This is a genomic window from Candidatus Cloacimonadota bacterium, assembly GCA_011372345.1.
GTDB lineage: Bacteria > Cloacimonadota > Cloacimonadia > Cloacimonadales > TCS61 > DRTC01.
In genome coordinates, this window is sequence record DRTC01000019.1 from 1 (window position 1) to 1,999 (window position 1,999).

The following is a 1,999-nucleotide window of genomic DNA, read 5'->3' on the forward strand; positions in this document are numbered from 1 at the left end:
AATCAGGATTAATTGTGATACTGTAACTCAAACAATCCTGTTTGAGAGAATTACTCAACCATCTCGAGAAAAAAGACACAATCAGGATTGATTGTGATACTGTAACTCAAACAATCTTGTTTGAGAGAATTACTCAACCATCTCGAGAAAAAAGACACAATCAGGATTGATTGTGATACATAAAGGAATATCATGCAAAAAATCGATCTTTTAATAAAAAACGGATTCATCCTCCAATTCAATACAAATAAAGATTTCTTTCAAAAAAAATCTATAATAATCGATAAAGGAAAAATCATCGAAATCGGGAATAATGAAGATTTATCTAAAAAATATGATCCCAAACAAATTATTTCTGCAAAAAACAAAATCGTAATGCCAGGATTTGTTAATACTCATACACATCTCGCAATGAGTTATTACAAAGGTCTGGCAGATGATCTGCCGTTGATGGAATGGCTGCAGAAACATATCTGGCCTGTTGAGAATAAATTTATGAAAAAGGAACTGGTTTATAATGCGGCTTTACACGGAGCAGCAGAGATGATCAAAAACGGGATCACGACTTTTAATGATATGTATTTCTTCGGAGATGAAACTGCTCAAGCGTGTGAGAAAGTTGGAATTCGAGCAGTTCTCGGAGAAGGTGTTCTCGATTTTCCGGTTGCAAATTATCAAAATGCAAATGAGATATTTTCTTATATCAAAGAAATGAATGAGAAATACAAAGATGACGAATTGATAGATTTTGCCATCGCTCCTCACGCCATTTATACTTGCGGAAAAGAAAACCTGATCAAAGCAAAAGAACTGGCTTCCAAACTCGATCTTCTTCTTCATATCCATCTTTCCGAAACAGAAAAGGAAGTGAATGAATGCTTGAAAAAACACATACTCCGACCTGTCGAATATCTCGATTCCCTCGGTCTTTTTGAGAATAAAGTTCTGATCGCTCACGGAATCTGGATGAATGACAAAGAAATGGAAATCCTTTCTCAAAAAAATATTTCGGTTTCCATCAATACAAAAAGCAACTTAAAACTCGCTAACGGATTTACTCCCATTAAAAAATACCTGAAACATGAAGTAAATCTCTCACTTGGAACAGATGGAGTCGCCAGCAATAACAATTTGAGTATGTTCGAGGAAATGGGAATTGTCTCAACTCTTCATAAAACTCTGAATAATAATCCGACCTTTTTACCGGCTGAACAAGTTGTGAAAATGGCAACCATAAATGGAGCAAAATCTCTAAATAAAGAAAAGGAAATCGGTTCAATCGGAATCGGGAAAAAGGCTGATCTGATTTTAATCGAAACCAACGATATTTGTGTTCAACCGGTTTATAATCCGTATTCTCATCTCGTTTATGTTATCACTTCCGAACAGGTAAAAGATGTTATTATCAATGGAAAGATCGTGATGAAAGATAGAAATTTAATTAATGTCGATGAAGAGGAAATGGTTGAGAGAGCAAAGTATTATAAGAGTAAAATCTTAAAATTTAATCACATAAAAAATTGATTTTGAGATGATACTTGACATAATTCTGTGATTTCGATTTATATTATCTTGTGATTTGGGAGGTAAATAATGAATCATGAAAGAACTTTAGAAGTAAAAATTAATAGATTACCGGAAGATTTGAAAAGAGAAGTTTCAGATTTCATTGACTTCATCATACAGAAATACCAAAAGAAAGACAAAACCAAAAATAAAATCGAGTTCAATTGGGAAGGCGGTTTAGAAGATTTAAAAGAACAATTTACATCTGTAGAATTACAACATCAGGCAATGAAGTTGAGATAATGTATTTAGCAGATACAAATATTTTTCTTGAAATCCTACTTAACCAGGATAAAAGAAAAAAATGTAAGAAATTCCTCGATAAAAATATTAATTTGATCCATATTTCAGATTTCTCATTACATTCTCTTGCTCTCTTATTATTTAGTCACTTAATTCTAAAATTCTAACATTTTTTGGCAAAAAATATTTC

2 protein-coding genes are annotated in these 1,999 nt (G+C 32.5%); both read left to right on the forward strand.

From position 1 onward, the window contains the following. Positions 1-192 precede the first annotated feature (192 nt). Entirely contained in the window at positions 193-1,524 is a 1,332-nt protein-coding gene (locus ENL20_00395) for an amidohydrolase (GenBank protein ID HHE37020.1), read from the forward strand. 69 nt (positions 1,525-1,593) lie between these two features. After that, on the forward strand, positions 1,594-1,809 hold the full coding sequence (locus ENL20_00400) for a DUF2281 domain-containing protein (GenBank protein HHE37021.1): 216 nt from the start codon (positions 1,594-1,596) through the stop codon (positions 1,807-1,809). The last annotated feature ends 190 nt before the right edge of the window (positions 1,810-1,999 follow it).

What these genes read in the sequence shown, in the direction of transcription:
- ENL20_00395 (HHE37020.1), top strand. Translation starts at nt 193, where the DNA reads ATGCAAAAAATCGATCTTTTAATAAAAAACGGATTCATCCTCCAATTC.
- ENL20_00400 (HHE37021.1), top strand. Translation starts at nt 1,594, where the DNA reads ATGAATCATGAAAGAACTTTAGAAGTAAAAATTAATAGATTACCGGAA.